The following is a 25,468-nucleotide window of genomic DNA, read 5'->3' on the forward strand; positions in this document are numbered from 1 at the left end:
AAAACCGGCGCGCATTATAGGGCCGTCGGCGGCCAAGAGCATCTTTGCGCTATGAACGGTGAACCTGCCTGCTTTAATTAAAGCTGCACGTAACAAAGTTTTGCCTTACATGCTGAAACGAAAGAACTTAAGTCGGGTTGGATTGCCCAACGTCCGGCATTTCCCTGTCTGTTGTAGGACTCGGCGAACTGCCGGTGTAGGATGCGCGCCCTCAGGCGTCAACCAGCCGACCCTTCGTTCCACAGACCTTGGAACCCGACACAGCTATGTCATCGCGTAAATTTGGACTCAACCTGGTGGTGGTTCTGGCAATCGCCGCCCTGTTCACCGGTTTCTGGGCGCTGATCAACCGCCCCGTCTCCGCGCCGAACTGGCCGGAGCAGATCTCCGGCTTCTCCTATTCACCGTTCCAGCAAGGACAGTTCCCGCAGAAGGATCAGTATCCGTCCGACGATGAAATGCGCCGCGACCTGGAGATCATGAGCAAGCTGACGGACAACATCCGCATCTACTCGGTCGACGGCTCCCTGCAGGACATCCCGAAACTGGCTGAAGAATTCGGCCTGCGCGTGACGCTGGGGATCTGGATCAGCCCGGACCAGGAACGTAACGAGCGCGAAATCACCCGCGCCATCGAACTGGCCAACACCTCGCGCAGCGTGGTTCGCGTGGTGGTCGGTAACGAAGCGATCTTCCGCAAGGAAATCACCGCCGAACAACTCAGCGTTCTACTCGACCGCGTACGTGCAGCAGTGAAAGTGCCCGTGACCACCTCTGAACAGTGGCACGTCTGGGAAGAGCACCCGGAACTGGCCAAGCACGTCGACCTGATCGCCGCACACGTTCTGCCTTACTGGGAGTTCATTCCGGTGGACAAGGCCGGGCAGTTCGTTTTCGACCGCGCCCGCGACCTGAAAAAGATGTTCCCGAAAAAACCGCTGCTGCTGTCCGAAGTGGGCTGGCCGAGCAACGGCCGCATGCGCGGTGGCGCCGATGCGTCGCCGGCGGATCAGGCGATCTACCTGCGCACGCTGGTCAACAAACTCAACCGCCAGGGCTTCAACTACTTCGTGATCGAAGCATTTGACCAGCCGTGGAAGGCCAGCGACGAAGGTTCGGTCGGCGCTTACTGGGGCGTGTTCAACGCCGCACGCCAACAGAAATTCAACTTCGAAGGCCCGGTGGTAGCGATCCCGCAATGGCGCGTGCTGGCCATCGGCTCGGTGGTGCTGGCGCTGTTGTCGCTGACCCTGCTGATGATCGACGGCTCGGCCCTGCGCCAGCGCGGCCGTACGTTCCTGACCTTTATCGCGTTTCTGTGCGGTTCGGTACTGGTGTGGATCGGTTACGACTACAGCCAGCAATACAGCACGTGGTTCAGCCTGACGGTGGGTTTCCTGCTGGCGCTCGGTGCGCTCGGGGTGTTCATCGTATTGCTGACCGAGGCCCACGAACTGGCCGAGGCAGTGTGGATTCACAAGCGTCGCCGTGAATTCCTGCCGGTGGTCGGCGATTCCGACTACCGCCCGAAAGTCTCGATTCACGTGCCGTGCTACAACGAGCCGCCGGAGATGGTCAAACAGACCCTCGACGCCCTGGCCAACCTCGATTACCCGGACTTCGAAGTCCTGATCATCGACAACAACACCAAGGACCCGGCGGTCTGGGAACCGGTGCGCGACTACTGCGAAACGCTCGGCCCGCGCTTCAAGTTCTTCCACGTCTCGCCCCTGGCCGGTTTCAAGGGCGGTGCGCTGAATTACCTGATCCCGCACACCGCCAAGGACGCCGAAGTGATCGCGGTGATCGACTCCGACTACTGCGTGCACCCGAACTGGCTCAAGCACATGGTGCCGCACTTCGCCGACCCGAAAATCGCCGTGGTGCAGTCGCCGCAGGACTATCGCGACCAGAACGAAACCACCTTCAAGAAGCTCTGCTACGCCGAATACAAAGGCTTCTTCCACATCGGCATGGTGACCCGCAACGACCGCGACGCGATCATCCAGCACGGCACCATGACCATGACCCGTCGCTCGGTGCTCGAAGAACTGGGCTGGGCCGACTGGTGCATCTGTGAAGACGCCGAACTCGGTCTGCGTGTGTTCGAAAAAGGCCTGTCGGCGGCGTATTACCACGACAGTTACGGCAAGGGTCTGATGCCGGACACCTTCATCGACTTCAAAAAGCAGCGTTTCCGCTGGGCCTACGGCGCGATCCAGATCATCAAGCGTCACACCGGCAGCCTGCTGCGCGGCAAAGACACCGAACTGACTCGCGGCCAGCGCTACCACTTCCTCGCGGGCTGGCTGCCGTGGGTGGCGGACGGCATGAATATTTTCTTCACCGTCGGCGCGCTGTTGTGGTCGGCGGCGATGATCATCGTGCCGCAACGGGTCGATCCGCCGCTGCTGATTTTCGCAATCCCGCCACTGGCGCTGTTCGTGTTCAAGGTCGGCAAGATCATCTTCCTCTACCGTCGCGCCGTGGGCGTGAACCTGAAGGATGCGTTCTGCGCGGCACTGGCCGGTCTGGCGTTGTCACACACCATCGCCAAAGCGGTGCTGTACGGCTTCTTCACCAGCAGCATTCCGTTCTTCCGCACCCCGAAAAACGCCGACAACCATGGCTTCTGGGTGGCGATTTCCGAGGCTCGGGAAGAGCTGTTCATCATGCTGCTGTTGTGGGGCGCGGCGCTGGGGATCTTCCTGGTGCAGGGCCTGCCGAGCAACGACATGCGCTTCTGGGTGACCATGCTGCTGGTGCAGTCGCTGCCGTACGTGGCGGCGCTGATCATGGCGTTCCTGTCGTCGCTGCCAAAACCGACGCCGACGCCTGAACCGGCACCGGCTGTCTAAATCCTCTGCGATGCACTAAACGGCGGCCAATGGTCGCCGTTTTGCTTTAAGATAACCGCCATTTTGCGGGGCTTGGCGTGATATCCAACCCTGTGGGAGCGAGCTGACTCGCGATGGCAATGTAACAATCAGCCTTTATGTTGACTGACACACCGCCATCGCCAGCAGGCTGGCTCCCCCATTGGCCCTTGCCCAATTTCAAGCATCCGGAGTTTTCCATGACGGCCCACGCCGACCTTTCGCCGACCCTCCAACTCGCCATCGACCTGATCCGCCGTCCGTCCGTGACGCCGGTCGACGCCGATTGCCAGAAGCAGATGATGCAGCGCCTGGGCGATGCCGGTTTCACCCTGGAACCGATGCGCATCGAAGATGTGGATAACTTCTGGGCGATCCACGGCAAAAACGACGGCCCGGTGCTGTGCTTCGCCGGTCACACCGACGTGGTGCCGACCGGCCCGGTGACCGCGTGGCAGATCGACCCGTTCAACGCAGTGATCGACGAGCACGGCATGCTCTGCGGCCGTGGCGCGGCGGACATGAAAGGCAGCCTGGCATCCATGACCGTAGCCGCCGAGCGCTTCGTCGCCGACTACCCGGATCACAAGGGCAAGGTCGCGTTCCTGATCACCAGCGACGAAGAAGGCCCGGCGCATCACGGCACCAAGGCTGTGGTCGAGCGTCTGGCGGCACGTAACGAGCGTCTGGACTGGTGCATTGTCGGCGAACCGTCGAGCACTACTCTGGTCGGCGACGTGGTGAAGAACGGTCGTCGCGGCTCCCTCGGCGCCAAACTGACCGTACGCGGTGTGCAGGGGCACGTGGCCTATCCGCACCTGGCGAAGAACCCGATCCACCTCGCCGCCCCGGCCCTGGCCGAGCTGGCCGCCGAGCACTGGGATCACGGCAACGATTTCTTCCCGCCGACCAGTTTCCAGATTTCCAACGTCAACTCCGGCACCGGCGCGACCAACGTGATTGCGGGCGATCTGGTGGCGTTGTTCAACTTCCGTTTCTCCACCGAATCGACCGTTGAAGGCCTGCAGAAACGCGTGGCCGACATCCTCGACAAGCACGGCCTGGACTGGCACATCGACTGGGCGCTGTCCGGTCTGCCGTTCCTCACCGAGCCGGGCGCGCTGCTCGACGCGGTGTCGTCGAGCATCAAGCAGATCACCGGTCGCGAGACCAAGGCGTCCACCAGCGGTGGCACCTCCGATGGCCGTTTCATCGCGACCATGGGCACGCAAGTGGTTGAACTGGGCCCGGTCAACGCGACCATCCACCAGGTCAACGAGCGCGTGCTGGCGGCCGATCTCGACGTACTGACCGAGATCTACTACCAGACCCTGATCAAGTTGCTCGCCTGATGCTCGCGTGCCCGATCTGCAGTGAACCGCTGAACGCGGTGGACAACGGCGTGGTCTGCCCCGCCGGCCACCGCTTCGACCGTGCGCGCCAGGGTTACCTGAACCTGTTGCCGGTGCAGCACAAGAACAGCCGCGACCCCGGCGACAATCAGGCGATGGTCGAGGCTCGCCGCGACTTCCTGAACGCCGGCCACTATGCGCCGGTGGCCAAGCGTCTGGCGGAACTGGCGGCGAGTTATGCGCCAGCCCGCTGGGTCGATATCGGCTGTGGCGAGGGTTATTACACCGCACAGATCGCCGAGGCTTTGCCGGATGCTGACGGTTACGCGCTGGACATATCCAAGGAAGCGGTCAAACGCGCCTGCAAACGCAATCCGGCACTGACCTGGTTGATCGCCAGCATGGCCCGGGTGCCTTTGGCTTCCGGCAGCTGCCAGTTTCTGGCCAGCGTCTTCAGTCCCCTGGACTGGGAAGAAGCCAAGCGTCTGCTCAGCGTCGGCGGCGGTCTGATGAAAGTCGGTCCGACCAGCGGCCACCTGATGGAACTGCGCGAACGTCTGTACGACGAAGTGCGCGAGTACACCGACGACAAGCACCTGGCCCTGGTGCCGGAAGGCATGGCGCTGGCGCACAGTGAAACCCTGGAATTCAAGCTGACGCTGGACAAGCCCGAGGATCGCGCCAACCTGCTGGCGATGACGCCCCACGGCTGGCGCGCCAGTGCCGAACGCCGCGCGGCGGTAATCGAACAGCCCGAGCCGTTCGTGACCACCGTGTCGATGCGCTACGATTATTTCGTTCTTCAATAACTTTTGGTCCCGGGCAACGACCCGGGGCCGGCTAAATCCGCGAATGGATTTTTCAGACCCGCAGTGAGGATATCCATGCGCCAACCGGACATCGAGATTTACCTGAAAGACGCCGACGTCGACCACAAGGCCATTTCCGCCTGGCTGGGTGCAGCCCTTGGCCCGTGCAGCGACTGGGTACAGAAAGGTCAGACCTACAAGTGCAAGGCCGGCAACATCCCGGTGACCTGGCTGCCGAAAGCCGTGGGCAAGTGGAACAGCCTGTACCTGGAAAGCGACCAGACGCCATGGGACGACGACATCGCCTGCGCCCGCGCCGCGTTCGCCGCGCTGAACGTCGAAGTGCGCTGCGCGCCGGGGACGTGGGTCGAGGAAGAAGGTGAGGAAACGGCGGATCGCTGGATTCGTATCAGCGAAGACGGTGAAGAAGAGATCACCTGGAAAACTGCCTGACGCTGAACACTCCCACGCTCTGCGACCCACGGCGGACGCAGAGCGCGGGAACAGTCATTACAGGCCTACAACATCCTCGGCCTGCAAGCCCTTCTGCCCTTCCACCACCGCGTATTCAACCTGCTGACCCTCGGTCAGCGAACGGTGGCCTTCGCCGCGGATCGCGCGGTAGTGCACGAACACGTCCACCCCGTCTTCGCGCTGAATGAAGCCGTAGCCCTTGGCGTCGTTGAACCACTTCACGTTGCCGGTTTCACGTGTTGCCATCTGTTCATACTCCTTTTTTATTATTGAACAGGCTTTTCGCAGGAAAGCCTTTGCGGAACGTCAGCCTGCGTCCGACGTCCATAAAAGGGCCCCGGCGACAGAGCGCCGAGTATATGACAGGCGACAAAACTCTCAACAGGAGATTACTTCGCCGCTTTTTTGCCGATTTTCCGTGAATCCGGCACACTATCGACCGCCCGAGCAAACGCTCGGTTTATCCACTCATGCAGAAGCCGTATGACCCGTTCCCCGTTCCGCCGTCTTGTGTTTGGCACCTTGCGCCGACTGTTGTATCTCTGGGTTCGCTCCGAGACGATCAACCAGTCGTCGTTCACCCTCAACCTCGACCGCAGTCGTCCGGTGTTCTACGTCCTGCAAAACCCATCGCTGACTGATCTGGCGGTGGTCGACACCGAATGCACCAAGGCCGGTTTGCCGCGCCCGGTGCTGCCGGTGTCAGTCGGAAATCTGCTGGAGCCGGCGGCGTTCTTCTACCTGACGCCGGACCCGGACTGGCTCGGCCGCCAGGACAAACGCGGCGCGCCGCCGACCCTGACCCGACTGGTCAGCGCCCTGAGCCAGAATGCGGCCGAAGACGCGCAGATCATTCCGGTCAGCGTGTTCTGGGGCCAGTCGCCGGATAGCGAAAACAGTCCGTGGAAACTGCTGTTCGCCGACAGCTGGGCCGTCACCGGACGTCTGCGTCGCCTGCTGAGCATCATGATTCTGGGCCGCAAGACCCGCGTGCAATTCTCCGCACCGATCCACCTGCGCGAACTGATCGAACACAACAAGGGCCACGAGCGCACCGTGCGCATGGCCCAGCGGATCCTGCGGGTGCATTTCCGCAACCTCAAGGCCGCAGTGATCGGGCCGGACATTTCCCACCGACGCAATCTGGTCAAGGGCCTGCTCAACCAGCCACTGGTCAAGCAAGCGATCCTCGACGAAGCCGAGCGCGAAAACATTTCCCCGGAAAAAGCCAAGGCCCAGGCCCTGCGCTACGGCAACGAGATCGCCTCGGACTACACCTACACCGCGATCCGTTTTCTCGAAGTGGTGCTGAGCTGGTTCTGGAACAAGATCTACGACGGGATCAAGGTCAACCACATCGAAGGCGTGCAGAAGGTCGCCCAGGGTCACGAAGTGATCTACGTACCGTGCCACCGCAGCCATATCGACTATCTGCTGCTGTCGTACTTGCTGTTCCGCAACGGCCTGACCCCGCCGCACATTGCCGCTGGGATCAACCTCAACATGCCGGTGATCGGCAGCCTGCTGCGTCGTGGCGGTGCGTTCTTCATGCGCCGCACGTTCAAGGGCAACCCGCTATACACCTCGGTCTTCAACGAATACCTGCACACCCTGTTCACCAAAGGCTTCCCGGTCGAATACTTCGTTGAGGGTGGCCGCTCGCGTACCGGCCGCATGCTGCAACCGAAAACCGGGATGCTGGCGATCACCATGCGCAGCTTCCTGCGCTCGTCGCGGATGCCGATCGTGTTCGTGCCGGTGTACATCGGTTACGAGCGCGTGCTCGAAGGTCGTACCTACCTCGGCGAACTGCGCGGCGCGAGCAAGAAAAAAGAATCGATCTTCGACATCTTCAAAGTCATCGGCGCGCTCAAGCAGCGCTTCGGCCAGGTGGCGGTGAACTTCGGCGAACCGATCAAGCTCGCGGAATTCCTCGACAGCGAACAACCGGACTGGCGCCAACAAGAACTCGGCCCGCAGTACAAACCGGCGTGGCTCAACGAAACCACCAACCGTCTCGGCGAGAAAGTCGCGCAGCACCTGAACGAAGCGGCGGCGATCAACCCGGTCAACCTGGTGGCGCTGGCGCTGCTGTCGACCACCCGACTGGCGCTCGATGATCGGGCCATGGCGCGGGTGCTGGATCTGTACCTGGCGCTGCTGCGCAAGGTCCCGTACTCGCCGCATACCACGTTGCCAGAGGGCGATGGCCGAGCGCTGATCGAACACGTGAAGGACATGGATCTTCTGTCCGAGCAGAATGATGCGCTGGGCAAGATTCTGTATCTGGACGAACAGAACGCCGTCCTGATGACCTACTACCGCAACAACGTGCTGCACATCTTCGCCCTGCCGGCGCTGCTGGCGAGTTTCTTCCAGAGCACTTCGCGCATGAGTCGCGAGCAGATCCTGCGCTACACCCGCGCGCTGTATCCGTACCTGCAGGCGGAGCTGTTCATCCGCTGGACCCTGGATGAACTGGATGCAGTGATCGACCAATGGCTGGAAGCCTTCGTCGAACAAGGCCTGCTGCGTTTCGAAAAAGACGTGTACCTGCGTCCGGCGCCAAGCTCGCGGCATTTCGTGCTGCTGACCTTGCTGTCGAAGAGCATCGCCCAGACCCTGCAACGCTTCTACATGACCGTTTCCCTGCTGCTCAACAGCGGCCAGAACAGCATCAGCGCCGAAGAGCTGGAAGACCTGTGCACGGTCATGGCCCAGCGTCTGTCGATCCTGCACGGCCTGAATGCCCCGGAGTTCTTCGACAAGAGCCTGTTCCGCCACTTCATCCAGACGATGCTCGACCTCGACGTGCTGCGTCGCGACGAAGCAGGCAAATTGAGCTATCACGAACTGCTCGGCGAACTGGCCGAAGGCGCAGCGAAACGGGTGTTGCCGGCGGAGATTCGTTTGTCGATTCGTCAGGTGGCGTTGCATCGCAGTGAAGATGCGGCGGAAACAGCAACGACCGCAGACATCTGAAACTTGAAGACAACTAACTGGCAGACCGGATTGTTTTCCGGTTAGTTGTTATATGAATTAATGGGCTCTTTTGAATCGATAAGGAAATCGAAATGAGCCCATTAGCCGACACCCTCCGAAACATCACCGTAACCTTCAGTCTGCCACCCGATTTCAAAGCTCCCCTCGACGGCGATAATGAAACCGTCGTCGAAGTTCAGGTAGTCAATGCCGGACAAACGGTAAACGTCACGGACTGGAAAAATCCTTCCGTCGTCGACGGCCAGTGGAACTTCACGTTCCCTCACCGTTATAGCGGCGCCAGCGTCAAATATCGCGTCATCATCCAGTTGTTCCATAACGGGAAACCCTTGTTGCTGGAGCAGGAACATTTCGTGATTGTTCATCAGGCACCCTATCGCCAGACGCTGCACTTGAGCCCGGTCGGCTACTTGTATGTTGAAGTGCAGGAACCCGAAGCGATCGCGCCCGAACAGGCAATCACCATCAGCCTGCATGAAAATGAAAGTCCGGAAGTCGAACTGGCGCGCGTTTCCCATGATGAAGAAACCGCCACTTCTTTTTATCTTAAATATGATCCAGACCATGTCGTGCCAGGCAAACGCTATGCACTGACGGGTATAGAAAACAGGTATCACCAACGGCTTTCCGTATTTCCTGGATATATCGAACTTGTACCAGCGTCACGCCCGTCTGGTCCGCGTTTATTGAAGGTAGTCAATCAGTGGCTGAGTGAACCGTTACGTTTGTTCACTGACTCACTTTCCAAAATCCGCTAGATTTCTCTGGGCGCCCCTCTGGCGCCCAAGTCTTTTGAGGTCCCCATGAAAAAACTTTCTCTTCTCGCCGCCGCCACCTTGTTGAGCGCCTGTCAGTCCACTACACCAAGCGGCAAGGCAAGCCTCGACGGCGAAGTGTTCTACCTGCAACGCATCGCTCTGCCGCCAAGCGCGACCTTGAGTGTGAGTCTTCAGGACATTTCGCTGGCCGATGCTCCGGCCGTCGTGCTCGATGAACAGAAAGGCCCGATCAAGGGGCAGGTGCCACTGCCGTTTCATTTGAGCTACGATCCGGCCCAGGTCAAACCCGGCCACCGCTACTCTGTCAGCGCACGCATCGAAGTCAACGGCGAGCTGATGTTCATCACCACCGAAAACCATGCCGTGCAGCTTGATGGCAAGGATCCGCAGCCGCTGAAGATCCGCGTCGACGCCGCCCGCTAATTTTTTGAACAAGGAAGCTTTCATGCTCCGCCCTACCCTTCGCTTCGCCGGCCTGTGCGCGGGCCTGATGATTTCTGCCAGCGCCATGGCCCTGTCCCTCAGCGACCTGTCGCAAGGCGACGCCACCGGCGGCCTCAAGGACGCCCTGACCCAAGGCGCGCAACTGGCCGTCAAACAACTCGGCACGCCGGGCGGTTTCAGCAATAACCCGGACGTGAAAATCGAACTGCCGGGCAAACTCGGCAAAGTCGCCAGCAAGATGAAAGCGTTCGGCATGGGCGCCCAGGTCGATGAGCTGGAAACCGCCATGAACAAGGCCGCGGAAACCGCCGTGACCCAGGCTCAGCCGATCCTGGTCGACGCCGTGAAGAAAATGAGCGTGGCCGACGCCAAAGGCATCCTCAGCGGCGGCAACGACTCCGCGACGCAGTACCTGGACAAATCCAGCCGCGAACAGATCCGCGCCAAGTTCCTGCCGATCGTCAAACAGGCGACCGACAAAGTCGGCGTAGCGCAGAAATACAACGCCTTCGCCGGCCAGGCGGCAACGTTGGGTGTAGTGGATGCAAAAAGCGCCAATGTCGAAAACTACGTGACCGAACAAGCGCTGAACGGCCTGTTCGAGATGATCGGCAAACAGGAAGAAACCATCCGCAAGAACCCGGCCGCTGCGGCGACGAGTCTGGCGAAGAAGGTGTTTGGCAGCCTCTAGGCCGACGCTGCACGGGAGCGAGACAACTCGCTCCCGTCCTTTAACTCTCTGGCTGGACTGCGTAAAAAGAACACCCACTCGCTGCCCATTTTCCTTCTCTCGAAGACCTGCAACTCGACCAGCCCATTCAGAGCTGACATCGCCGTGCTGCAAGAACAGCCCAAGTGCTCCCTCACATTGCTCGCCGTAAACTCCTTCGCCACTCCACTCTTGGCCACCTGATACAGCGCCCGCTGCCTTTGCGTCAGCCGCTCGAAAAAACCCGACGCCATCAACCACCGCTCAAAGTCTTCCGTGTACGCCAGGCTTTTGCGGTAGACGTCCGTGAAGCGACTGACTGCACGCTGAATCACCGAACACTGAAACTCGATGAAATACGTCAGATCGAGCTCATCGGCCTCGCTGTGCAAATACGACCGCCCGTACTTCACCGGCGCATTGCGCAGCAAAGGACTGATCGCAATGTAGCGAAATGCCGAAAACTCGTGCTTGAACATAAACCAGTAGAACAACGCCCTCGCAACCCGTCCGTTGCCATCGCGAAACGGATGTTCGTAGCCCAGAGAAAAATGCAGCGTGATCGCCTTGATCAACGGGTGCAGGTAGTCCCTTTCTTGAGGTGAATCCAGTGGCTGATTGATCCAGCGTACGAGCTTCTGCAAACGCATCACCAGCCCCACAGCCGGCGGCGGTGTATGCACCGTGTTGCCCTCGCCATCCTGTACCACCACTTCATCGTTCGTCCTGAAAAAACCGGGACTGTATTGCGCATCATCGATCCCCTCGACACCCACCCGATGCATTGCCGCGATCAAGTCGACGCTCAAGGGCTGGTAACGGTTTTCCCAGGCGAAATTCATCATCCTGTAATTGCCCATGACCATGCGCTCATCCGGCGTGCGCGGCTGCCGTTGATACTTGAGCATGTCCTTGGCAACTCGCGTGGTCGTGGCCGCACCTTCCAACTGGCTGCTGGCGATCACTTCGTCTTCGATCAGATCATTGAGCAAATAACTGAAATGCGAGCGTTCGCCGATCTGCCCGGTCATGCATTCCAGCGAGGCACAAGTCGTCTGCTGATCGACGACCGAAAGGGTTTTCCGTGCCGAGGGCGTCAGCAAATACTTGCCCCACTGCGACGGCTCGCCCAACGGCAAGAGATTGATGTACTGCGCAGCCCTCGCCTTCTTCACCAACGCCCAACACAAACGAGCATCCAGCCCCGGCGCCCAGCGATAGCGCAAATCCTCAAAAGGCAAATAACGCCCCCGATCATCAAGAGGCTTGAGCAGCGCCAGATAATCCACCAGATGCTGCTTGTGAGGCGCCCGCGCCAGCAAATCGAACACCGGATCGGACCGTCCTTTCAACACTGGCGGCTTCTTCACAAAAAACCTCTCGACCACTCATAAAAACAGAGGACCGAGTACAACACCCCAGACCGGACCGCCTCAATATCAGAGAAATCTGAAAAAGCTGTAGGAGCCCCCACAGCATGCGGCGCAGCCGCCCCACTCAACACGATGAGCGTTAGCTCAAGTACCGCTTTTGACGTGCCGGCCCCATCGGCAGGCTGAGTGGAGGGATTTATCCGGGGGTAGGCGCGAAGCGCCGTTCGACGAAGTCGAACACATCGAGAGGAGGTGCAGCGAAGCAAACCGGAGGCGATGCCCCCGGATGAATCCCGGAACGAAGGAACACCGAGCCAAAGCGAGGTGCCGAACGCCGGGGCCCAGCGTTTTGCTTACTTTTGGGCGTCTGCAAAAGTGAGTCGCTGTAAAAGCGAAACCGCCAGCGGGTACACCCGCAGAAACGGATATTCACCCAAAACCCAAGAGCCTGGCCGGCCCAAAGGCCGCCAAGCTCAACCAGCCTCAAGCCTCCTTGCGAACCCTGAACCAAGCCGCATACAACGCCGGCAAAAACAAAAGCGTCAGAGCCGTCGCCACAATCAACCCCCCCATGATCGCCACCGCCATCGGCCCGAAAAACACACTGCGTGAAAGCGGAATCATCGCCAGCACCGCCGCCAACGCCGTCAACACAATCGGCCGGAACCGCCGCACCGTCGCCTCGATGATTGCCTGCCAAGGCTTGAGCCCCGCCGCAATATCCTGCTCGATCTGATCCACCAGAATCACCGAGTTGCGCATGATCATCCCCGACAACGCAATCGTCCCGAGCATCGCCACAAACCCGAACGGCTGACGGAACACCAACAGAAACAGCGTCACCCCGATCAACCCCAGCGGCGCCGTCAGAAACACCATCGCCGTGCGCGAGAAACTGCGCAGTTGCACCATCAGCAAGGTCAGCACCACCACAATGAACATCGGCACCCCGGCGTTCACCGACTTCTGCCCGCGCTCGGAATCCTCAACCGTGCCGCCGACATCCAGCAGGTAACCGTCAGGCAACTCAGCCCGAATCGGATCAAGTGTCGGCATGATCTGTTTGACCAGCGACGCCGGCTGCTCCTTGCCGTAAATGTCCGCACGCACGGTCACGGTCGGCAGCCGGTTGCGGTGCCAGATGATGCCTTCCTCGAAGCCATATTCCAGCGTGGCAATCTGCGACAGCGCAACGCTGCGACCGTTGTCGGTCGGCACCGCCAGACTCGGCAGCAGCGACAGTTCGGTGCGCTCATGCACGGTGCCGCGCAGGAGGATTTCGATCAACTCGTTGTCTTCGCGGTACTGGCTGACGCTGGAACCGGTCAACGAACTCTGGAGGAATTTCGCCAGATTCGCCGTACTCACACCCAGCGCCCGGGCGCGATCCTGATCGATGTTCAGGTACACGACCTTGCTCGGTTCTTCCCAGTCCAGATGCACGTTCACCACATGCGGGTTCTCGCGAACCTTGGCCGCGACCTTGCGTGCCAATGCGCGGACTTCCTCGATGTGCTCGCCCGTGACGCGGAACTGCACTGGATAGCCGACCGGTGGGCCGTTCTCCAGCCGCGTGACCCGCGAGCGCAGGGCCGGGAATTGTTCGTTCAAGGTATCGATCAGCCACGTACGCAGCGCTTCACGCTCCTCGATGGTTTTCGCCAACACCACGAACTGGGCAAAGCTCGCCGCCGGCAGTTGCTGATCCAGCGGCAAATAGAAACGCGGCGACCCGGTGCCGACGTAGGCGACGTAATTGTCGATGCCGGCGTGATCCTTGAGCATCGCTTCCAGTCGCTTGACCTCGGCGGTGGTGTTGGCCAACGAAGCGCCTTCGGCCAGTTTCAGATCGACCATCAACTCCAGCCGGTTGGAGGCCGGGAAGAACTGCTGCGGGACGAACTTGAACAGCATCACCGAGGCGACGAACAGCCCCACCGTCAGCACGATCACCGTCTTGCGCCGACGCACGCACCACTCCACCAGACGTCGTACCCGCTGGTAAAACGGTGTGGCATAAGGGTCCGGATGTCCGTCGCCAGTGCCGTGTTTGGCGGCGTGAATTTTCGCCAGATCCGGCAGGAGCTTTTCCCCGAGGTACGGCACAAACATCACCGCCGCCACCCACGAAGCGAGCAAGGCGATGGTCACCACCTGGAAGATCGAGCGGGTGTATTCACCGGTGCCGGACTGCGCGGTGGCAATCGGCAGGAAACCTGCGGCGGTGATCAACGTACCGGTGAGCATCGGGAACGCGGTGCTGGTCCAGGCATAGCTGGCGGCCTTGATCCGGTCGAAGCCCTGCTCCATTTTGATCGCCATCATTTCCACAGCGATGATCGCGTCGTCCACCAGCAAACCCAGCGCCAGCACCAGCGCGCCGAGGGAAATCTTGTGCAGGCCGATACCGAGGTAATACATGCAGGCGAAGGTCATCGCCAGCACCAGCGGAATGGTCAGCGCTACCACCATGCCGGTGCGCACGCCGAGGGAGAAGAAGCTCACCAGCAACACGATGGCCAGCGCTTCAACCAACACCTGGACGAACTCGCCGACGCCACTTTTCACCGCCGCCGGCTGATCGGACACCTTGCGCAACTGCATGCCGGCCGGCAGGTTTTTCTGGATGCGGGAGAATTCGACTTCCAGGGCCTTGCCCAGCACCAGAATATCGCCACCGTCCTTCATCGCCACCGCAAGCCCGATCGCGTCTTCGCCCATGAAGCGCATGCGCGGCGCCGGCGGATCGTTGAAACCGCGCCGCACATCGGCGACATCGGAGATGCGGAACGTTCGGTCACCGACGCGGATCGGGAAGTTCCTGATCTCGTCGACTGTCTGAAAATTCCCCGAGACCCGTAGCTGCAATCGCTCGCTGCCGGTTTCAAAGAACCCGGCAGTGGACACTGCGTTCTGCTCTTCCAGCGCCTGCTGAACCGCCGCCAATGGCAGGCCGAGGGTGGCGAGTTTGACGTTGGACAGCTCGACCCAGATCTTCTCGTCCTGCAACCCGAGCAGGTCGACCTTGCCCACGTCCTTGACCCGTTGCAGCTGGATCTGGATGCGGTCGGCGTAATCCTTGAGCACCGCGTAGTCGAAACCGTCGCCGGTCAGCGCATAGATATTGCCGAAGGTGGTGCCGAACTCATCGTTGAAAAACGGTCCCTGAATCCCCGGTGGCAGGGTCTGGCGAATGTCGCTGACCTTCTTGCGCACCTGATACCAGAGATCCGGAATCTCGACCGAATGCATCGAGTCGCGGGCGATGAAGGTGACCTGTGATTCACCGGGACGGGAAAACGAAACGATGCGTTCGTACTCGCCGGTTTCCATCAGTTTCTTTTCGATGCGCTCGGTGACCTGACGCGAGACTTCCTGCGCCGTGGCGCCGGGCCAGCGGGTCTGGATGACCATGGCCTTGAAGGTGAACGGCGGGTCTTCACTCTGCCCCAGCTTGGTGTAGGACAAGGCGCCGACGATGGCCAGCAGAAGCATCAGGAACAGTACGATCTGGCGATTACGCAGCGCCCATTCGGAAAGGTTGAAGCGCATCGGAACTTACTCCTTGTCCGCCAGATTGACCACACGGTTGGAGCGATCCACGGGACGCACTTGCTGCCCTTCCAGCAGCACATGCACGCCGGCGGCCACTACCCAGTCGCTGGCGTTGAGGCCTTCGAGCACCGGCACGGTTTTCTCGCCGAACGGGCCGATGCGCACGGGCGTCTTTTTCAAGGTGTTGTTGGCGCTGACGACCCAGACGTAGGTCGCGCCGTTTTCGGCAGTCAGGGCCGAGAGCGGCACCGACAGCGGGATTACGTCGGCGGTCTGCACGAAGACCCGGGCGCTCTGGCCGAGTTCTGCCGGGACTTTGCCGGCGGTGAATGAAATGCGCGCGGCGAAGGTGCGGGATTTCGGATCGGCGGCCGGCGACAGTTCGCGGATCTGCCCGGCGAAGCGCTGGTTCTGTTGAGTCCAAAGCTCCACGGAGACGGGCTGGCCAACCTTGAACCTGCCGAAGCTTTGCTCCGGCAGGCTGATCAGCACCTCCCGTTCGCCATCGGTGGCGAGGGTGAAAACGGTCTGCCCGGCAGCAACCACTTGCCCGACTTCTACCGAGCGTTTGGCGACCACACCATCCTGAGGCGCACGCAGCACGGCGTAACTGGCCTGATTGGTAGAGACGTTGAATTCGGCTTTGATCTGTTTGAGGCGGGCTTCGCCGGAGCGGTAGAGGTTCTCGGCATTGTCGTAGGCCGAGCGGCTGACCATCTGCCGTTCCATCAGGGTCTTGTAGCGGTCACGCTCGGCGCGCACCAGGTTGAGATTGGCTTCGGCGGCGGTGACCTGGGCGCGGGTGGCTTCCAGTTGCAGGCGTACGTCCTGCGGATCGAGCTCGGCCAGCGGCTGATCGGCCTTCACGCGCTGGCCTTCCTCGACCAGTCGTCGGCTGACTTTGCCGCCGATACGGAACGCCAGATCCGGTTCATACCGGGCGCGAACCTCGCCCGGATAACTCTCCATTGCCTGCGCCGAAGGCTCTGGCTGCACCACCATGGCCGGTCGCACGCTGACTTGCGTCACCTCTTCCTTGCCACATGCCGACAATAAGAACGCCAGAGTGACTGGCACCGCAAAGGACAACGCATGGCGGAACATGGTGAAGGACCTTTCGCTAAGGAGGCTTGGAATAATTATACTGACCGGTATGTTATTAATAGCAAACTCACCAGTCCAGTATTAAAAGCGAAGAATGTCGAACAATCTTTCAGCTCCAAACGGCCCCGGCCGCCCGAAGGATCCGGCCAAGCGCCAGGCGATTCTCGAAGCGGCGAAAATCCTGTTCCTGAGTCACGGCTACGCCAACACCAGCATGGACGCGGTGGCCGCCGAGGCTGGCGTGTCGAAGCTGACGGTCTACAGCCATTTCAATGACAAGGAAACGCTGTTTTCTGCCGCCGTCGTCGCCAAATGCGAGGAGCAATTGCCGCCGCTGTTCTTCGAATTGCCGGACGGCATCGCGGTGGAAAATGTGTTGCTGAACATTGCCAGAGGCTTTCATCACCTGATCAACAGCGACGAGTCGGTGAACCTGCATCGCTTGATCATGGCGCTGGGCAGTCAGGATCCGAAGCTGTCGCTGATCTTCTTCGAGGCCGGTCCCCAGCGCATGGTGCAAGGCATGGAGCGCTTGCTGCGGCGAATTCACGAAACCGGCGTGCTGAGCATCGACAACCCGCACAACGCCGCCGAGCACTTCTTTTGCCTGATCAAGGGCGCGGGGAATTTCCGGCTGCTGTACGGTTGCGGCGAACCGCCGACCGGCGAAGCAGCGGAAAGCCATGTACAGGAAGTGGTCGAGCTGTTCATGCGGGCCTATCGACCCTGAAAACAAAAATCCCACGCCATGCGTGGGATTTTTTGTGGGACGGCTCAGGCCTTGAGCGCTTTCTTCGGGTAGATGTCATAGCGGCTGGACTTGCCGTCCAGCGCATGGCTCGGCTTCGGCCCGTCAATACACGGCGCCTTGCGCGGGCGCTTGACCACCACCCGATGCGTGGCCAGCGCCAACGCCGCTTCCAGCAAGGCCGGCGCATCCGGGTCATCGCCCACCAGCGGGCGGAACAGGCGCATTTCCTTCTTCACCAGCGCGGTTTTCTCACGGTGCGGGAACATCGGGTCGAGGTAGATCACCTGCGGCGGCTCGCCCTCCCAATTACGCATCACGTCGATGGAGTTGCCCTTGAGCAGCTTCATCCGCGCCACGATTGGCGCGACATCAAAGTCTTCTGCCGCGCGAGCCAGACCATCTTCCAGCAAGGCGCCGATCAGCGGCTGGCGCTCGATCAGGCTCATCTCGCAGCCCAGGCTCGCCAGCACGAACGCATCCTTGCCCAATCCCGCCGTGGCATCCAGCACCCGTGGACGCACACCTTGGGCGATGCCGACCGCCTTGGCGATCATCTGCCCGCTGCCGCCGCCGTACAACCGACGATGGGCCGCGCCACCCTCGACGAAGTCGACCCGCACCGGTCCCGGCGCATCCGGCCCCAGCTGTTGCAGTTGCAAACCCTGCTCGCCGACCTGCAAGGCGAACTCGCCGTCGGCCACCTGCAACGGCAGATTCAGGCGCTCGGCCCACTGCTCGGCCTGCGCCTCGAACGTCGGGCCGAGGGCTTCGACATGGATGCGGCAGGCCGCGGGTTGCTCAATCATGGAAAACACGCTCAAAAAAGTTAAGGATCGGCAAAAACCGCCGATAACCCAATCAACGCGCATTTTGCCAGAGCTGAGCGTCAACCGAAAAAAATGTCAGGCATTCTTCCCACATCGATTGGCTACATCTCGCCCCATGGCGATTTCAGCCGTCAAAACACTCAAGCACTGAGCGGCGTCAGTCACCTGTGGCAGGATTTTTTTGCCCAGGCGATGGCCGAGCAGTCGAGTGATGTGGTGCCGGCCTGCGGCACATTCCCACCGGTTGATCTCGATAGCCCTGAAGAACCAACCGTCGGCAGTGAACTGCACGCCCACATCATCGACCAGCGCGAATGCAACGTGGTGGAAACCCCGGTTCGCCCGCCTGAGCCGCTTTTCCTGCCGATTGCCGAAATCGACATGACACTGGCCGAGCCGTACCCTCCGTTCCCACCGGAAGCCATCAAGACTCAGCAAAAGCAGCAGGATTTTGACAGCAGCTGGGTTCGTCCGGTCGTGATCAACAACGGCCAGCCGATTCCGGAACCGGGCCCTGCCCCGCAGAAAAAGCCGCTGTACCTGCCGATTGCCGAGTTCGATCTGGACCTGATGCAGAAGCCTTACCCGCCGTTCCCGCCGGAAGAAATCGTCGAACAGCAGAAAGCCCTGGACTTCGATAACGGCTGGGTGCGCCCGATCGTTCAGCAGAACCTGCGCATCGCCGCCTGATCCCGCCTCTCCTTAGCCTTTGAAAAACTGATTGGCCTTGGCGTACGGCATCGAACGCGAAGTGAAGCCGAACGTGCCCGATTGCTGAATTTCTTCAGCCGCCCGGAAGAACTCGCCAAACGCCGCCAGTGCCAGCGCCGAGCCGGTGCTGATCCGCTTCACACCCATTTCTTCCAGTTGCTGCACGGTCAGTTTCAGCCCACCGGACATCAATACGTTGACCGGTTTCGGCGCGACTGCGCGCACCACCGCCAACACTTCTTCAGCCGTTCTCAGACCCGGAGCGTAGAGCACGTCGGCGCCGGCCTCGGCGAACGCCTGCAAACGACGAATGGTGTCGTTGATATCCGGATTACCGTGCAGGTAGTTTTCCGCGCGGGCCGTCAGGGTGAAGGGAAACGGTAAGGTTCGAACAGCGGCAACCGCAGCTTCGATTCGCGCCACGGCATGTTCGAAACAGTAAATCGGAGCATCCGGTCGGCCGGTGGCATCTTCAATCGAGCCACCCACGGCGCCCGCTTCGGCTGCACGCAGCAAACTTTGTGCGGACTCGGCCGGAGCGTCGGCGAAACCGTTTTCCAGGTCCACCGCCACCGGCAGATCCGTGGCTGCGGCAATTGCCCGAACATTGTCCAGAGTCTGTTCGAGCCCCAAAGCGCCATCGGGTTTGCCCTGGGAAAACGCATAACCGGCACTGGTGGTCGCCAGCGCCTGGTAGCCCAGACTGGCGAGCATCTTCGCGGAACCGGCGTCCCACGGATTGGGAATCACGAAAATCCCGGGACGTTCATGCAGGGCTTTGAAGGCTTCGGCTTTACGGACTTGTTCTTTGCGGGCTTGGGCATCCATCGGCTGACTCCTGGGCAGGAAAAAAACCGCCTCAGAGCAGGCCAAGTTGCTCGGCGGCGGGTTCTCTGTATAGCTCAGGCAGAGATGGCAGGCCAGGCAAACGTTGCATCAGTTGTGCATGGAAACGTTGCGCCAGCTTCGCCGCCAGAAGGTTATCGGCAGTGTGCAGGAAGATGTACGGCGTGCGGCCGTCTTCAATCCACTCGGCGATTTTCGCCACCCACGGCACCAGGAACGGATCATTGGCTTCAAGTTCGGGATGGCCGATGAAGCGCACCTGCGGAAATTGGGTGAACGCCGCCGGGCGCGTTGGCACGCGGGGCTTTTTCGATTGCGCGTGGATCACCGAAGACTCGGTGGACAGGCAACTGAACAACGCGCGCGGATCCAGACAGATGCGCTCCACACCGCGATCCAGCAGCAGACGATTGAGCAGACGTTCGCTTTCGCCCTTGGCGAAGAACTGCTCATGCCGCACTTCCACCGCCAGTGGCCGATCAAATGCGTCGATGAAGGCTGCGAGCTCTGGCAGACGTTGCGGAGTGAAGCTCTTCGACAGTTGCAGCCAAAGCGGCGACACGCGTTCACCGAGCGGGCTGAGTAACTGGATAAAGGTTTCGGCAGCAGTCAGTTGATCGCGCAGATCACCGCTGTGGCTGATGTCGCCGGGGAATTTGGCAGTGAAGCGAAAGTGCTCGGGCATGACCTCGGCCCAACGCTGCACGGTGGCTGGCGATGGGCTGGCGTAGAAGGTCGTATTGCCTTCCACGGCGTTGAATACTTGCGAATAGAGACCGAGGAAATCAGAGGTCTTGGCGTCTACCGGATAGAGATACTCGCGCCAGGCGTTTTCACTCCAGGACGGGCAGCCGAGGTAGTAAGGCAGATCCATCAGATGTACAGGTCGAGGCCCAGCACGTCTGCGTCCCAATCGACAAAACCGGCGGTGCTCAGGTAGCTGGCCAGGGCCATGGCCACGCTTTTCTTCATCGCACGGTGATAAATCATGTCTTGTTGGCGGGCGGGCAGATTGCTCAGGCGTTGCGCAGCGTTTTTGGCAGCACGGGCGGCCAGTTGCGCCTCGGTGGGGAATTCCAGCTCGCCTTCGATATCCTCGACGGACTCATCCAGCGCCGGATTGCCTTTGCGAGGCTTGCGCTTGATGGGGTAGGACTGAGTGGAAACGCCGTCTATACGCATAAAGTCATGCTCGGTATCGATGATGGCAATTTAGCGGCACCTGACCGACTTAGCAAATCGCCGAGTGATAACTAGAACACATAAAAGACAAAAGGTTTAAAGCGGGGCGTTGGAAACTGACGATTGGCAGGAGCTGGCGGAACCCTGTGGCGGGTGCCACAGGGAGATTGTCTTCAGCGGGCTTTCGGGGTGGCCACTTTATCGCGCAGGTAAACCGGCTGGGCATCATCTGCCGGGATCGACTCACCGCGCTCCCAGGCGAAGCGGGCCAGCGTCAGCAGGTCTTCGGCATGGGGCAGCATGCCCGCGTCGGAACCGCTCAGATTGACCGCGATGCGCTCGCCGTAGCCCCAACCGGTGCCGGCACCGAACCAGTCACCAGCCGCATCATCCGGCAGCGCGGCGACTTCCGGCGGCAATACCGCTTCGGTGCCGACCAGACGCATCTCTCCGGCCGTCTCGCGATAGCAGCCCCAATACACCTCATCCATCCGCGCATCGATGGCCGCCGCGACCTGGCTCACACCGTGTTCGCGATAAGCACGTTGCGCCAGCACCGCCAGGTTCGACACCGGCAGCACCGGGCGGTCCAGGGCAAACGCCAGGCCTTGCACCACACCGATGGCGATGCGCACACCAGTGAACGCGCCCGGGCCACGACCGAAAGCGATCGCGTCCACCGCTTGCAGCGTGGTGCCGGCGTCGGCCAGCAGTTGCTGGATCATCGGCAGCAGTTTCTGCGCGTGCAGGCGCGGGATCACCTCGTAATGGCTCGTGACCTTGCCGTCATGCAGCAAGGCAACGGAGCAAGCTTCAGTCGCGGTGTCCAGGGCCAGCAAGGTGCTCATCGATGTGTCCGTAAATCAGGTGGGGAAAAAGTGCGCCAGTATAAACAACTACGGCCCGCAAGCGGGCCGTGGATGATGCAGCGGATCAGGTTTTTCAGCTCAGCGCTTCAAGAACCTTGGCGGTGATCGCTTCAACCGAACCGACGCCCGGGATGTGGCTGTACTTCGGCTTGCCGTTGGCAGCCGACAGCTTCTGGTAGAAATCCACCAGCGGCTTGGTCTGCGAGTGGTAGACCGACAGGCGATGACGCACGGTTTCTTCGGTGTCGTCCTTGCGCTGCACCAGCTCTTCACCGGTGATGTCGTCTTTACCGGCAATTTTCGGCGGGTTGTAGACGATGTGGTACACGCGGCCGCTGGCCTCGTGAACACGACGACCGGCGATACGCTGGACGATTTCTTCGTCTTCAACAGCGATTTCAACCACGGCATCCAGCTCGACACCGGCAGTCACCAGCGCTTCAGCCTGAGGAATGGTGCGCGGGAAACCGTCGAACAGGAAACCGTTGGCGCAGTCAGCCTGAGCGATGCGGTCCTTGACCAGTGCGATGATCAGGTCATCCGACACCAGGCCGCCGGCATCCATGATGCTCTTGGCTTGAACGCCCAGCGGAGTGCCGGCCTTGACCGCAGCACGCAGCATGTCGCCGGTGGAGATTTGCGGAATGCCGAATTTCTCGGTGATGAACTTAGCCTGAGTACCTTTACCGGCCCCGGGAGCTCCCAGCAGAATGACGCGCATTAGATGTGCTCCTCAATTTTTTTATAAAAAGCTTTTGCAAAACAACGGATTCGCCTCATGGGGCGAAATCCTGGAAATAGGGTCGTGACCGCCCAAACGGCCAGAGGCTGACCAAGATACACAGCAGGCTGCGCCCACACAAGACGCCAAAAGTCGGAGAAACCGGCGCCTGCCGCGACCTTGCGACGCGGTTCCCCAAGTCGCAACCCCATCATTAACTGTCGCCTGACCGCATTTTCCCCACGATCAATAAACGGCACCCGACGTTTGCCCCGGGTGCCCCGCCCCACGCAGAAAACCTTAGCCGGTATTTCGCAAACCGGCGGCAATCCCCGCCACAGACACCAGCAGCGCCTGTTCTACCGGGCTGCCCTGCTCGACATTCTGTTGCCGCGAACGTGCCAGCAGTTCGGCCTGCAATAGATGCAGCGGGTCGAGATAGGTGTTGCGCAGCCGGATGAATTCCAGGGTGTCCGGGCTATGTGCCAGCAGTTGAGACTGACCGGTCAGGCCGAGGACCACGGAACATGCCTGCGACAATAGGTCGCGTAAGTGCACACCCAAAGGTAACAAGTCCGACTCCACCAGTCGCTCATCGTAGGACAGCGCAATGTCAGCGTCGGCCTTGGCCAGCACCATCTCCAGCATGTCGATGCGGGTGCGGAAAAACGGCCACTGCTCGCGCATCTGCCCCAGCAATTCGCCTTCGCCACGCGCCAGTGCCTTGCTCAACGCGGTTTCCCAACCGAGCCAGGCCGGCAGCATCAAGCGTGTCTGGGTCCAGCCGAAGATCCACGGAATCGCCCGCAGGCTTTCAATGCCGCCAGCTCGGCGCTTGGCCGGACGGCTGCCCAACGGCAAACGCCCCAACTCCTGCTCCGGCGTCGACTGGCGGAAATACTCGACAAACTGTGGATTCTCCCGCACCACTGCACGGTAAGCGGCGACACCGTCGGCGGCCAATTCGTCCATCAGATGCCGCCACTCCGGCGTCGGAGGTGGTGGTGGCAGCAGGGTCGCTTCGAGCACGGCCGCCAGGTACAGATTGAGGTTCTGTTCGGCGATGTCCGGCAGGCCGAATTTGAATCGAATCATTTCCCCCTGCTCGGTGGTGCGGAACCGTCCCGCCACTGAACCCGGCGGCTGCGACAGGATCGCCGCGTGCGCCGGGCCGCCGCCACGGCCCACGGTGCCACCGCGACCGTGGAACAGCAGCAGTTCGACTTGCTGCTCGCGGCAGATTTCCACCAGACGCTCCTGAGCCCGGTATTGCGCCCAGGCCGCTGCCGTAGTGCCGGCATCCTTGGCCGAGTCGGAATAGCCGATCATCACTTCCTGCGGGCCCTGCAAACGTGCGCGATAACCCGGCAGCAGCAACAGGCGTTCGATCACCGGGCCAGCGTTGTCGAGGTCGGCAAGGGTTTCGAACAGCGGCACCACGCGCATCGGCCGCAGTACACCGGACTCTTTGAGCAGCAGTTGCACCGCGAGCACATCGGAGGCAGCGCCGGCCATGGAGATCACATAAGAGCCCAGCGAAGCGCCCGGCGCTGCAGCGACTTCCTTGCAGGTGGCGAGCACTTCGGCAGTGTCGGCCGAGGGTTTGAAATGCGCCGGCAGCAACGGCCGACGGTTTTGCAATTCGCGGGTCAGGAAGCTGATGCGCTGTTCTTCGTCCCAGTCTTCATAGCGACCGAGGCCAAGATAATCGGTGATTTCGGTCATGGCCGCGCTGTGTCGCGACGAATCCTGACGCACATCGAGGCGCACCAGGAACAGGCCGAAGGTCACGGCCCGGCGCAAACAATCGAGCAACGGCCCGTCAGCGATCACACCCATGCCGCACTCGTGCAGCGAGTGGTAGCACAGCTCCAACGGATCGAGCAGGTCGCGATTGTTGTGCAGCACATCCGCCGGTGCCGGGGTGGTCGCGGTCAAGGATGCATGGGCCCAATTGCGCGTGGCGCGCAGGCGTTCGCGCAATTGCTTGAGCACTGCGCGATAGGGTTCGGCGCTGTCGCCGGCCTTGGCCTTGAGCGCTTCGCTGGCTTGCTGCATCGACAGTTCGGCGGCGAGATGATCAACATCCCGCAGGTAAAGATCCGCCGCCATCCAGCGTGCCAACAGCAACACTTCGCGAGTCACCGCAGCGGTGACATTCGGGTTGCCGTCACGGTCGCCGCCCATCCACGAAGCGAAGCGGATCGGCGCGGCTTCCAGCGGCAAACGCAGGCCCGTGGCGGCGAACAGCGCCTGATCGGCCTTGCGCATATGGTTGGGAATCGCCTGCCACAGCGAATGCTCGATCACCGCAAAACCCCACTTGGCCTCGTCCACCGGGGTCGGACGGGTGCGGCGGATTTCTTCGGTGTGCCAGGCTTCGGCGATCAAGCGTTGCAGGGTGTTCTGGATCTGCTCGCGCTCGGCACTGGTCAGGTCGCGGTGATCCTGAGCGGCCAGTTGCGCGGCGATCGCGTCGTACTTCTGGATCAGCGTGCGCCGGGCCACTTCAGTCGGGTGCGCGGTCAGTACCAGTTCGATTTCCAGTCGCGACAACTGTCGGGCGAGGGAGTCGGCGCTGTGCCCTTCCTCGCGCAAACGGGCGAGCAATTCCGGCAGCACCCGGGACTCGAACGGCGCGGCCTGCGACTCTTCGCGGCGATGGATGAGCTGGTACTGCTCGGCGATGTTCGCCAAGTTGAGAAACTGGTTGAACGCCCGCGCCACCGGGAGCAATTCGTCTTCGCTCAACTGATTGAGGCTGGCGCTGAGCTCGGCATCCATCGAGCCGCGTCGGTCAGCCTTGGCGCCCTTGCGGATCTGCTCGATCTTGTCGAGAAACGCCTCGCCGTACTGGTCACGGATGGTGTTGCCCAACAGCTCACCGAGCAGGTGAACGTCTTCGCGCAAGCGTGCATCAATATCGGTCATCAGCATCTCTCCAGCAGTAATCGGTGACGGATCGCAAGTGAGTGGATGAACAGAGAGTGCCGCTCTGGGACGCTTCTTACAAGCAGACGACGAAGGGACTTTAAACCTTGAGGCTTGAAGCTAGTCTCAACAGTAAGCCCCACAACGGCTTG

At 60.8% G+C, this 25,468-nt stretch carries 21 protein-coding genes; 10 read left to right on the top strand and 11 right to left on the bottom strand.

Annotated features, from left to right (window positions below; all coding sequences use genetic code 11):
* Positions 1-266: 266 nt before the first annotated feature.
* The 4 genes from AC07VV_RS15205 (at position 267) to AC07VV_RS15220 (ending at position 5,490) form a co-directional block, all read left to right on the top strand.
* Positions 267-2,858, top strand: coding sequence for a glycosyltransferase (locus AC07VV_RS15205; RefSeq protein ID WP_096819638.1), 2,592 nt, complete (start codon positions 267-269; stop codon positions 2,856-2,858).
* A 218-nt stretch (positions 2,859-3,076) separates the two neighbouring features.
* Complete coding sequence (gene dapE / locus AC07VV_RS15210) at positions 3,077-4,228, top strand: succinyl-diaminopimelate desuccinylase (protein WP_495036676.1); 1,152 nt, start codon at positions 3,077-3,079, stop codon at positions 4,226-4,228.
* The gene (locus AC07VV_RS15215) at positions 4,228-5,037 is read left to right on the top strand and encodes a putative RNA methyltransferase (protein ID WP_096819640.1); all 810 of its coding nucleotides are present in this window, start codon (positions 4,228-4,230) and stop codon (positions 5,035-5,037) included. Before dapE ends, AC07VV_RS15215 begins: the two co-directional genes overlap by 1 nt.
* Positions 5,038-5,112: 75 nt before the next feature.
* Complete coding sequence (locus tag AC07VV_RS15220; protein ID WP_085729795.1) at positions 5,113-5,490, top strand: hypothetical protein; 378 nt, start codon at positions 5,113-5,115, stop codon at positions 5,488-5,490.
* A 57-nt stretch (positions 5,491-5,547) separates the two neighbouring features.
* Here AC07VV_RS15220 and AC07VV_RS15225 read toward each other — a convergent pair whose 3' ends face one another.
* On the bottom strand, positions 5,548-5,757 hold the full coding sequence (locus AC07VV_RS15225; protein ID WP_007954750.1) for a cold shock domain-containing protein: 210 nt from the start codon (positions 5,755-5,757) through the stop codon (positions 5,548-5,550).
* A gap of 237 nt (positions 5,758-5,994) precedes the next feature.
* On the opposite strand from AC07VV_RS15225, the gene plsB reads away from it, so the two are divergent.
* The 4 genes from plsB to AC07VV_RS15245 all read left to right on the top strand — a co-directional run bounded on the left by plsB (position 5,995) and on the right by AC07VV_RS15245 (position 10,428).
* Positions 5,995-8,493 (top strand): glycerol-3-phosphate 1-O-acyltransferase PlsB, encoded by a 2,499-nt coding sequence (plsB, locus tag AC07VV_RS15230; protein WP_495036677.1) that lies wholly within the window; start codon positions 5,995-5,997, stop codon positions 8,491-8,493.
* Between the two features lie 92 nt (positions 8,494-8,585).
* Complete coding sequence (locus AC07VV_RS15235) at positions 8,586-9,272, top strand: hypothetical protein (RefSeq protein WP_495036678.1); 687 nt, start codon at positions 8,586-8,588, stop codon at positions 9,270-9,272.
* A 45-nt stretch (positions 9,273-9,317) separates the two neighbouring features.
* The gene (locus AC07VV_RS15240; RefSeq protein ID WP_495036679.1) at positions 9,318-9,716 is read left to right on the top strand and encodes a YbaY family lipoprotein; all 399 of its coding nucleotides are present in this window, start codon (positions 9,318-9,320) and stop codon (positions 9,714-9,716) included.
* Between the two features lie 22 nt (positions 9,717-9,738).
* A complete protein-coding gene (locus AC07VV_RS15245; RefSeq protein WP_495036680.1) occupies positions 9,739-10,428 on the top strand; it encodes a DUF4197 domain-containing protein in 690 nt (229 codons plus the stop codon).
* Here AC07VV_RS15245 and AC07VV_RS15250 read toward each other — a convergent pair.
* The 3 genes from AC07VV_RS15250 to AC07VV_RS15260 all read right to left on the bottom strand — a co-directional run bounded on the left by AC07VV_RS15250 (position 10,425) and on the right by AC07VV_RS15260 (position 16,478).
* Positions 10,425-11,816: a Fic family protein gene (locus AC07VV_RS15250; RefSeq protein WP_495036681.1), complete on the bottom strand. Its 1,392-nt coding sequence runs from the start codon at positions 11,814-11,816 to the stop codon at positions 10,425-10,427. The two genes, AC07VV_RS15245 and AC07VV_RS15250, sit on opposite strands and share 4 nt — an antisense overlap.
* 486 nt (positions 11,817-12,302) lie before the next feature.
* Entirely contained in the window at positions 12,303-15,371 is a 3,069-nt protein-coding gene (locus AC07VV_RS15255) for an efflux RND transporter permease subunit (RefSeq protein ID WP_495036682.1), read from the bottom strand.
* A 6-nt stretch (positions 15,372-15,377) separates the two neighbouring features.
* The gene (locus AC07VV_RS15260) at positions 15,378-16,478 is read right to left on the bottom strand and encodes an efflux RND transporter periplasmic adaptor subunit (protein ID WP_096819646.1); all 1,101 of its coding nucleotides are present in this window, start codon (positions 16,476-16,478) and stop codon (positions 15,378-15,380) included.
* Positions 16,479-16,572: 94 nt separating this feature from the next.
* Between AC07VV_RS15260 and AC07VV_RS15265 the strand changes: the two genes are divergently transcribed.
* Entirely contained in the window at positions 16,573-17,208 is a 636-nt protein-coding gene (locus AC07VV_RS15265; protein WP_495036683.1) for a TetR/AcrR family transcriptional regulator, read from the top strand.
* Positions 17,209-17,252: 44 nt separating this feature from the next.
* On the opposite strand, the gene AC07VV_RS15270 is transcribed toward AC07VV_RS15265, so the two are convergent.
* Positions 17,253-18,035 (bottom strand): class I SAM-dependent methyltransferase, encoded by a 783-nt coding sequence (locus AC07VV_RS15270; RefSeq protein ID WP_495036684.1) that lies wholly within the window; start codon positions 18,033-18,035, stop codon positions 17,253-17,255.
* A gap of 93 nt (positions 18,036-18,128) precedes the next feature.
* Here AC07VV_RS15270 and AC07VV_RS15275 point away from each other — a divergent pair, with 93 nt between their 5' ends.
* A complete protein-coding gene (locus AC07VV_RS15275) occupies positions 18,129-18,746 on the top strand; it encodes an energy transducer TonB (RefSeq protein WP_495036685.1) in 618 nt (205 codons plus the stop codon).
* Positions 18,747-18,758: 12 nt separating this feature from the next.
* On the opposite strand, the gene AC07VV_RS15280 is transcribed toward AC07VV_RS15275, so the two are convergent.
* From AC07VV_RS15280 to ppc, 6 genes are all read right to left on the bottom strand, one after another.
* A complete protein-coding gene (locus AC07VV_RS15280) occupies positions 18,759-19,595 on the bottom strand; it encodes an isocitrate lyase/PEP mutase family protein (RefSeq protein ID WP_438300812.1) in 837 nt (278 codons plus the stop codon).
* Between the two features lie 31 nt (positions 19,596-19,626).
* The gene (locus tag AC07VV_RS15285; protein ID WP_495036686.1) at positions 19,627-20,487 is read right to left on the bottom strand and encodes a DUF72 domain-containing protein; all 861 of its coding nucleotides are present in this window, start codon (positions 20,485-20,487) and stop codon (positions 19,627-19,629) included.
* A complete protein-coding gene (locus AC07VV_RS15290) occupies positions 20,487-20,795 on the bottom strand; it encodes a hypothetical protein (protein WP_096819651.1) in 309 nt (102 codons plus the stop codon). Before AC07VV_RS15290 ends, AC07VV_RS15285 begins: the two co-directional genes overlap by 1 nt.
* Positions 20,796-20,968: 173 nt before the next feature.
* The gene (tsaB, locus tag AC07VV_RS15295) at positions 20,969-21,643 is read right to left on the bottom strand and encodes a tRNA (adenosine(37)-N6)-threonylcarbamoyltransferase complex dimerization subunit type 1 TsaB (protein WP_192552959.1); all 675 of its coding nucleotides are present in this window, start codon (positions 21,641-21,643) and stop codon (positions 20,969-20,971) included.
* Between the two features lie 94 nt (positions 21,644-21,737).
* Entirely contained in the window at positions 21,738-22,385 is a 648-nt protein-coding gene (gene adk, locus AC07VV_RS15300; protein ID WP_096819653.1) for an adenylate kinase, read from the bottom strand.
* Positions 22,386-22,685: 300 nt separating this feature from the next.
* A complete protein-coding gene (gene ppc, locus AC07VV_RS15305; RefSeq protein ID WP_495036687.1) occupies positions 22,686-25,316 on the bottom strand; it encodes a phosphoenolpyruvate carboxylase in 2,631 nt (876 codons plus the stop codon).
* Positions 25,317-25,468 lie beyond the last annotated feature (152 nt).

The organism is Pseudomonas sp. GW821-FHT02C04, assembly GCF_059421845.1.

Bases quoted from the DNA above. Each gene is read 5' to 3' on its own strand.
- AC07VV_RS15285 (WP_495036686.1), bottom strand. From the start codon at position 20,487: ATGGATCTGCCTTACTACCTCGGCTGCCCGTCCTGGAGTGAAAACGCC.
- AC07VV_RS15245 (WP_495036680.1), top strand. From the start codon at position 9,739: ATGCTCCGCCCTACCCTTCGCTTCGCCGGCCTGTGCGCGGGCCTGATG.
- adk (WP_096819653.1), bottom strand. From the start codon at position 22,385: ATGCGCGTCATTCTGCTGGGAGCTCCCGGGGCCGGTAAAGGTACTCAG.
- AC07VV_RS15225 (WP_007954750.1), bottom strand. From the start codon at position 5,757: ATGGCAACACGTGAAACCGGCAACGTGAAGTGGTTCAACGACGCCAAG.
- AC07VV_RS15280 (WP_438300812.1), bottom strand. From the start codon at position 19,595: ATGGATGCCCAAGCCCGCAAAGAACAAGTCCGTAAAGCCGAAGCCTTC.
- AC07VV_RS15275 (WP_495036685.1), top strand. From the start codon at position 18,129: ATGTCAGGCATTCTTCCCACATCGATTGGCTACATCTCGCCCCATGGC.
- AC07VV_RS15270 (WP_495036684.1), bottom strand. From the start codon at position 18,035: ATGATTGAGCAACCCGCGGCCTGCCGCATCCATGTCGAAGCCCTCGGC.
- AC07VV_RS15215 (WP_096819640.1), top strand. From the start codon at position 4,228: ATGCTCGCGTGCCCGATCTGCAGTGAACCGCTGAACGCGGTGGACAAC.
- AC07VV_RS15290 (WP_096819651.1), bottom strand. From the start codon at position 20,795: ATGCGTATAGACGGCGTTTCCACTCAGTCCTACCCCATCAAGCGCAAG.
- ppc (WP_495036687.1), bottom strand. From the start codon at position 25,316: ATGACCGATATTGATGCACGCTTGCGCGAAGACGTTCACCTGCTCGGT.
- dapE (WP_495036676.1), top strand. From the start codon at position 3,077: ATGACGGCCCACGCCGACCTTTCGCCGACCCTCCAACTCGCCATCGAC.
- AC07VV_RS15265 (WP_495036683.1), top strand. From the start codon at position 16,573: ATGTCGAACAATCTTTCAGCTCCAAACGGCCCCGGCCGCCCGAAGGAT.
- AC07VV_RS15260 (WP_096819646.1), bottom strand. From the start codon at position 16,478: ATGTTCCGCCATGCGTTGTCCTTTGCGGTGCCAGTCACTCTGGCGTTC.
- AC07VV_RS15235 (WP_495036678.1), top strand. From the start codon at position 8,586: ATGAGCCCATTAGCCGACACCCTCCGAAACATCACCGTAACCTTCAGT.
- AC07VV_RS15205 (WP_096819638.1), top strand. From the start codon at position 267: ATGTCATCGCGTAAATTTGGACTCAACCTGGTGGTGGTTCTGGCAATC.
- tsaB (WP_192552959.1), bottom strand. From the start codon at position 21,643: ATGAGCACCTTGCTGGCCCTGGACACCGCGACTGAAGCTTGCTCCGTT.
- AC07VV_RS15240 (WP_495036679.1), top strand. From the start codon at position 9,318: ATGAAAAAACTTTCTCTTCTCGCCGCCGCCACCTTGTTGAGCGCCTGT.
- AC07VV_RS15255 (WP_495036682.1), bottom strand. From the start codon at position 15,371: ATGCGCTTCAACCTTTCCGAATGGGCGCTGCGTAATCGCCAGATCGTA.
- plsB (WP_495036677.1), top strand. From the start codon at position 5,995: ATGACCCGTTCCCCGTTCCGCCGTCTTGTGTTTGGCACCTTGCGCCGA.
- AC07VV_RS15220 (WP_085729795.1), top strand. From the start codon at position 5,113: ATGCGCCAACCGGACATCGAGATTTACCTGAAAGACGCCGACGTCGAC.